5 protein-coding genes are annotated in these 6537 nt (G+C 71.5%); all 5 read right to left on the minus strand.

The genetic code is table 11. From position 1 onward, the window contains the following. Positions 1–556 (minus strand): FAD/NAD(P)-binding protein (locus TR48_RS32385; protein WP_042373948.1); only part of this gene is annotated, 556 nt, incomplete at its 3' end. After that, positions 553–1560: a 2,3-diaminopropionate biosynthesis protein SbnB gene (sbnB, locus tag TR48_RS32390; RefSeq protein WP_042373950.1), complete on the minus strand. Its 1008-nt coding sequence runs from the start codon at positions 1558–1560 to the stop codon at positions 553–555. The genes TR48_RS32385 and sbnB, both read right to left, overlap by 4 nt. Continuing rightward, positions 1547–2548, minus strand: a complete 1002-nt coding sequence (gene sbnA / locus TR48_RS32395; protein WP_042373952.1) for a 2,3-diaminopropionate biosynthesis protein SbnA — start codon at positions 2546–2548, stop codon at positions 1547–1549. Before sbnA ends, sbnB begins: the two co-directional genes overlap by 14 nt. Positions 2549–2580: 32 nt before the next feature. Next, positions 2581–5907 carry a carbamoyl-phosphate synthase large subunit gene (carB, locus tag TR48_RS32400; RefSeq protein ID WP_042373954.1) on the minus strand — a complete coding sequence of 1109 codons (3327 nt, stop codon included), beginning with the start codon at positions 5905–5907 and terminating at the stop codon, positions 2581–2583. Continuing rightward, positions 5907–6537 (minus strand): glutamine amidotransferase-related protein (locus tag TR48_RS32405; protein ID WP_042373955.1); only part of this gene is annotated, 631 nt, incomplete at its 5' end. The genes TR48_RS32405 and carB, both read right to left, overlap by 1 nt.

A 6537-nucleotide genomic window follows, 5' to 3' on the forward strand; every position in this document is an offset into this window, starting at 1 on the left:
CCTCCACGGGCGGGGCGGGCTGGGCCAGGCCGTGGCCGGTGGTGACGACCGCCAGGTCGACCCGGTGCCGCTCGCCGTCCACCAGCGTCACGACCGCGCCGCGGCCCGCGCCCGAGCCGTCGCCGTCGAGCACCACGGACTCCGCGGCCGTCCGGATGTGCCGGATGCTCAGCCGCTCGGGGGTGCGCGCCGTCAGCTCGCCCGCCGCCCACTGCAGGTACTCGCCGAGCAGCCGGCGCGGCAGGAACGCGTCGAAGCGCACCGGGCCCTGCGTGGTGCCGCACCACTCGAAGAAGTCCGGCCCGGTGGTGACCGGGGCGCCCGGGGTCATCCGCTCGTCGGAGAAGATGGTCAGCTGCGAGGCGATGGTGTTCAGCAGCAGGTAGTCGGGCTGCTTGACCTGGTGGATGCCGACGCCGAGCTCGCCGGGCTCGATCAGCAGCAGTTCCACCGGCGGTCCGTCCGGGTCCGCGGCGGTGTGGCTGATCACGCGCTCCAGCGCGGACAGGCCACGGGGCCCGACGCCGACGACCGCGATCCGCAGGGGCTGGTTCACCAGCGGCTCGTCTCGCCGAAGAAGTCCGCGATCTCGTGCGTCAGGCCCAGCTCGCGGGCCCGGCCGAGGACGTGGTCGCCCAGCGCCAGGTCCAGCACGCCCAGACCGAAGGGCGAGAAGACCACGCCCCGGCTCGGCTGCGGCAGGGTCATCCCGCGCAGCACCGAGGCCAGCGTCCCGCTGACGAACTCCCGTCCCCCGGTGGCCTGCTCGGCCAGGTGCGGGGAGGTGTTGGCCTTCATGCAGTGCTCGACGTCGTCGAAGTAGTTCTGCGCGGAGAGGATCACCTGGGGCTGGAAGTCCCGCAGCGAGATGTTCAGCGCCAGCTGGCCCGGGCGCAGGCCCTGACCGATGTAGGGGGTGGCGGCGGTGGTCGCGGTGATCAGCGTCTGGGCCTTCAGCGCCTGGTCGAGACCGCCCACGGCCTTGGCGGTGAGGCCCAGCTCCTCGGTGGCGAACCGGGCGAGGTTGGCCGCCGACTCCGCGTGCAGGTCGAAGACGGACAGCGACTCGATCGGGTAGCCCGTGGTGACCAGGTAGCGCAGGATCGTGCGGGCGATGACTCCGGCGCCGATGATGGCCACCTCGCCGCTCGGCGGCAGGTAGCGGGCGAACGCCCGGGCGGCCACGGCCGCCGACGCGGCGGTCCGCACCGCGCTGATCCCGGCCGCCTCCAGCAGCGCCTTGGGGTAGCCGGTGGCGTAGTCGTTGAGCACCAGCACCGCGGAGGCGCGGGGCAGGCCCTCGGCCACGTTGCCCGGGAAGCTGGAGATCCACTTGATGCCGACCGCGCGCTGCTCCTCCGGGAGCTCGATCGCGGCGGGCAGGGCGATGATCCTGGCCTCGGGCTTGTCGGGGAAGCGCAGGAAGTAGCTGTCCGGGTTCACCGTCAGCCCGGCGTCGTGCCGCAGGTAGGCGTCCTCGACCAGGTCGACGATCTGGTTCGCCGAGGTGTCGAGGATGTCCTTCACGACCTTGCCGGGGACTACCTCAAACGAGAACATGCAGGTCCTCCTTGGGGGACTGGTCGGTCTGGGCCGGCTGAAGGGCCTGGGCCAGGCCGCGCTCGATCACCCAGTCGTCGTCGTACACGGAGCCGAGGTAGCGCTCGCCCAGGTCGGGGGCGATGGCGACCACGGTGGCGTCGGCCGGAATCCGGGCGGCCTCGCGGCGGACGGCCGCCAGCACCGTGCCGGTGGAACCGCCCGCCAGCAGGCCGGTGTTGCGGGCCAGCCAGCGGCACTCCCGCACGGTCTCCCACTCGGGGATCAGCACCACCTTGTCCGGCGAGTTGCTGTCCAGCAGCGGCGGGCGCTGGCTGGTGCCGAGCCCGGGGATGTGCCGGACGCTGGGCTCGCTCTCGAAGTTCACCGAGCCGACGGCGTCGACGGCGATGATCCGGGTGCGCGGGCTGCGACGGCGGAAGTAGTCGATGCAGCCCATCAGCGTGCCGCCGGTGCCGACCCCGAGGAAGAGGTAGTCGACCTTGCCGAACTCCTTGAGCACCGAGGGGGCGGTGGCCTCCTCGTGCGCGGTCGGATTGCCGGGGTTGGCGTACTGGTTGAGCCAGTGCAGCGAGGGGTCCTCGGCGAGCCGCTGCTCGATGTAGGAGATCCGGGTGCCCAGGAACCCGCCGTTGGGGTCGCGCTGGTCGACCACCACCACCTCCGCGCCGAGCGCCCGCATGATGGCGACCGCGGTGGCGTTGGAGTTGGGGTCGGTGACGCAGGTGAGGTGGTGGCCGTTGGCCGCGCAGATCACCGCGAGCGCGATCCCGAGGTTCCCCGAGGTCGACTCGATGAGACGGATCCCGTTCGGGTCGTTGACGGCGTTCTCAGCCGCCTTGACCAGGCCGCGCGCGGTCTTCATCTTGATGGAGCCGCCCGGGTTGAAGCCCTCGACCTTGATGAAGAAGCGGTCCAGGTCCGCCACCCCGGGGATGCGCAGGAATATGTCGTCCAATATCAGGTCGTAGACGTTGTCAGCTATCAACGTGATCCCTCGGAATCGGTGGTCTCGAAGCCTCAGCGGCTGCGGCTGGAGCGGCGGCGACGGGCGTGGAGCTCCTGCAGGGAGACGACCCCGAACTCGGTGCGGCCGGCCGCACGGATCGCCCGCACGACGGCCAGCAGCGCGGACGCGGTGGTCACGTAGGGCACCGAGTGCTGGGCGGCGCAGGTCCGGGCCAGACGCTCCACGGGGCGCGAGGCGCCGATCGCGGAGAGGCTCACCACCAGCGCGAAGTCGTGCTCGGCGATGCGCTGCCGCAGCTCCGCGTGGGCCTTGTCCTGGTCGGAGACGACCTCGTCGGGGACGAAGCCGCGCTGCTCCAGCGTGGCCGCGTTGCCCTCCTCGGCGGTCACCTCGAAGCCGAAGCCCCGCAGCGTCCGCAGGGCGGGGACCACGTGGTCGACGTGGTCGTCCGCGGCCGAGACGAAGATCTTGCCGCCCAGCGGGACGGGGAACCCCGCCGCCGCCTGGGCCTTGGCGAAGGCGGCGTCGAAGCCGCTGTCGATGCCCATGACCTCGCCGGTGGACTTCATCTCCGGGCCCAGCAGGCTGTCCTGGCCGGTGTCGTCGGCGGCGCGGAAGCGGTGGAAGGGCAGCACGGCCTCCTTGACCGAGACCGGCGTCCCCTGCCGGATGTCCCCGCCGTCGCCCTCGGCCTGCAGCAGGCCCTCGGCGCGCAGTTCGGCGATGGTCGCGCCGAGCATGATCCGCGCCCCGGCCTTGGCCAGCGGCACCGCGGTGGCCTTGGAGACGAAGGGAACGGTGCGGCTGGCCCGGGGGTTGGCCTCCAGCACGTAGAAGGTCTCGTCCTTCAGTGCGAACTGGATGTTCAGCAGGCCCCGGACGCCGAGACCGGCGGCGATCGCCTCGGTCTGGGCCCGAACCGCCGCGATGTCGCTGCGGCCCAGCGTCAGCGGCGGCAGGGCGCACGCGGAGTCGCCGGAGTGGATCCCGGCCTCCTCGATGTGCTCCATCACCCCGCCGAGGTAGACCTCGGTGCCGTCGCACAGCGCGTCGACGTCGATCTCGATCGCGCCCACCAGGAACTCGTCGACCAGCAGCGGCTGTTCGGGGGAGATGCCGGCGACCCGGGAGAGGTGGTCGGCCAGCGCCTCCGGCCCCGCCAGGATCTCCATGCCGCGGCCGCCCAGTACGTAGGAGGGGCGCACCAGCACCGGGTAGCCGATCCGCTCGGCGATCTCCTCGGCCTCGGCCGCGGTTCCGGCCATGCCGTGACGCGGCGCGACCAGGCCGGCGGCCGCCAGGATGCCGGCGAAGGCGCCGCGCTCCTCGGCCAGGTGGATCGCCTCCGGCGAGGTGCCGGCGATCGGCAGCCCGGCGTCGGCCAGTCTGCGGGCGAGCCGAAGCGGCGTCTGGCCGCCCAACTGGACGACGACGGCGGTGATTTCCCCGTGCGCCGACTCGGCCTCGAAGACCTCGAGGATGTCCTCGAAGGTCAGCGGCTCGAAGTAGAGCCGGTCGGAGGTGTCGTAGTCGGTGGAGACGGTCTCCGGGTTGCAGTTGACCATGACGGTCTCGTAGCCCGCCGCCCGCAGCGCCAGCGAGGCGTGCACGCAGGAGTAGTCGAACTCGATGCCCTGGCCGATCCGGTTCGGCCCGGAGCCGATGATCATCACCTTGGGCAGCGGCTCGCTGCTGGGCAGCACCTCGGACTCGGCGTCCGGGTCGGACTCGTAGACGGAGTAGTGGTACGGGGTCGACGCGGCGAACTCGGCGGCGCAGGTGTCCACCGTCTTGTAGACCGGCCGGACGCCCAGGCGGTGCCGCAGCGCCCGCACCCCGTCCTCGCCCCCGACCTCGGGCAGCAGGGCCGCGATCTGACGGTCCGACAGCCCGTGCTGCTTGGCGCGGCGCAGCAGCTCCTCGTCCGGCTCCCGGCCCAACTGGGCGGCGGCGAGCAGCTCCTCGCGCATCTCCACCATTGCGAGCACCTGGTCGACGAACCAGGGGTCGATCCCGCTGGCCTCGTGCACCTCCATGACGTCCGCGCCGAGCCGCAGCGCCCGCTCCACGGTGTAGAGCCGGCCGTCGTGCGGGGTGCGCAGCGCCTGGAGGGTGGCCGCCAGGTCGGCGCCCTCCGGGTCCGGCGCGGTCCAGAAGCCGGACTCGGTGTTCTCCAGCGAGCGCATCGCCTTGCCCAGCGCTTCACCGAAGGTGCGGCCGATGGACATCGCCTCGCCGACCGACTTCATGGTGGTGGTCAGCACCGGGTCGGCTCCGGGGAACTTCTCGAACGCGAACCGGGGGGCCTTGACCACCACGTAGTCGAGCGTCGGCTCGAAGCTGGCCGGGGTCACGCCGGTGATGTCGTTGGGGATCTCGTCCAGGGTGTAGCCGATCGCCAGCTTGGCGGCGATCTTGGCGATCGGGAAGCCGGTGGCCTTGGACGCCAGCGCGGAGGAGCGGGACACCCGGGGGTTCATCTCGATCACCACGAGCTGGCCGGTCCGCGGGTTGACCGCGAACTGGATGTTGCAGCCGCCGGTGTCCACGCCGACCGCCCGCAGCACGGCGATGCCGACGTCGCGCATGTGCTGGTACTCGCGGTCGGTCAGGGTCATCGCCGGTGCGACGGTCACCGAGTCGCCGGTGTGCACGCCCATCGGGTCGACGTTCTCGATCGAGCAGACCACCACGACGTTGTCGTTGCGGTCGCGCATCAGCTCGAGCTCGTACTCCTTCCAGCCGAGCACGCTCTCCTCGATCAGCACCTCGCCCATCGGGCTCAGCTCCAGGCCGTTCCCGGCCAGCGACTCCAGCTCCTCGGGGGTGTGCGCCATCCCGGAGCCCAGGCCGCCCATGGTGTAGGAGGGGCGGATGACCACCGGCAGGCCCAACTCGGCGACGGTGGCCCGCACCTCGTCCATCGAGGAGCACACGGCGCTGCGCGGCGTCTGCGCGCCGACCGAGGCCACGATGTCCTTGAACAGCTGGCGGTCCTCGCCGCGGGCGATCGCCTGGATGTCGGCGCCGATCAGCTCGACCCCGTACTTCTCCAGCACGTTCCGCTCGTGCAGGGCGACCGCGACATTGAGCGCGGTCTGCCCGCCCAGCGTGGCCAGGATCGCGTCCGGGCGCTCCCTGGCGATCACCTTCTCCACGAACTCCGGTGTGAGCGGCTCGACATAGGTGGCGTCGGCGAACTCGGGGTCGGTCATGATGGTCGCCGGGTTGGAGTTGACCAGGCTGACCCTGATGCCCTCCTCCCGGAGCACCCGGCAGGCCTGGGTGCCGGAGTAGTCGAACTCGCAGGCCTGACCGATGACGATCGGACCGGAGCCGATCACCAGTACATGGTTGATGTCCGCACGGCGTGGCATCAGCTGTCCTCACTCATCAGACGGGTGAACTGGTCGAACAGTGACTCCGCGTCGTGGGGTCCGGCGGCGGCCTCGGGGTGGTACTGGACCGAGAAGGCGGGGGTGTCCAGAGCGCGGAGACCCTCCACCGCCCCGTCGTTGGGACAGTGGTGCGAGACGACGGCCCGGCCGTAGGGGGTGTCGAACTCCTCGCCCGGCTCCCCGGACACCGCGAACCCGTGGTTGTGGGCGGTGATCGCCACCCGGCCCGTCGCGGCGTCCACCACGGGGACGTTGATGCCGCGGTGACCGAAGCGCATCTTGTAGGTCTCCCGGCCGAGCGCCCGGCCGAGGATCTGGTTGCCGAAGCAGATCCCGAACAGCGGCAGCCGCCGCGCGAGAACCGCACCGGCCAGGCCCACCACGTCGTCCATGGCGGACGGGTCACCGGGGCCGTTGGACAGGAACACGCCGTCCGGCTCGACCTCCAGCAGCTGGTCCAGGGTGCTGGTCGGGGGGAGCACATGACACTCCGCGCCACGCTCCGCCAGCAACCGCAGCGAGTTGCCCTTCACCCCGAGGTCGAGCACCGCGACGCGGAACCGGCGGGTTCCGACGGCGGGCACGACATAGGGCTTCACGGTGCCGACC

Source organism: Streptacidiphilus neutrinimicus, from assembly GCF_000787815.1.
Lineage (GTDB): Bacteria > Actinomycetota > Actinomycetes > Streptomycetales > Streptomycetaceae > Streptacidiphilus > Streptacidiphilus neutrinimicus.

Coding starts and splice junctions, on each gene's coding strand:
- sbnB (WP_042373950.1), bottom strand. CDS start 1,560: ATGTTCTCGTTTGAGGTAGTCCCCGGCAAGGTCGTGAAGGACATCCTC.
- carB (WP_042373954.1), bottom strand. CDS start 5,907: ATGCCACGCCGTGCGGACATCAACCATGTACTGGTGATCGGCTCCGGT.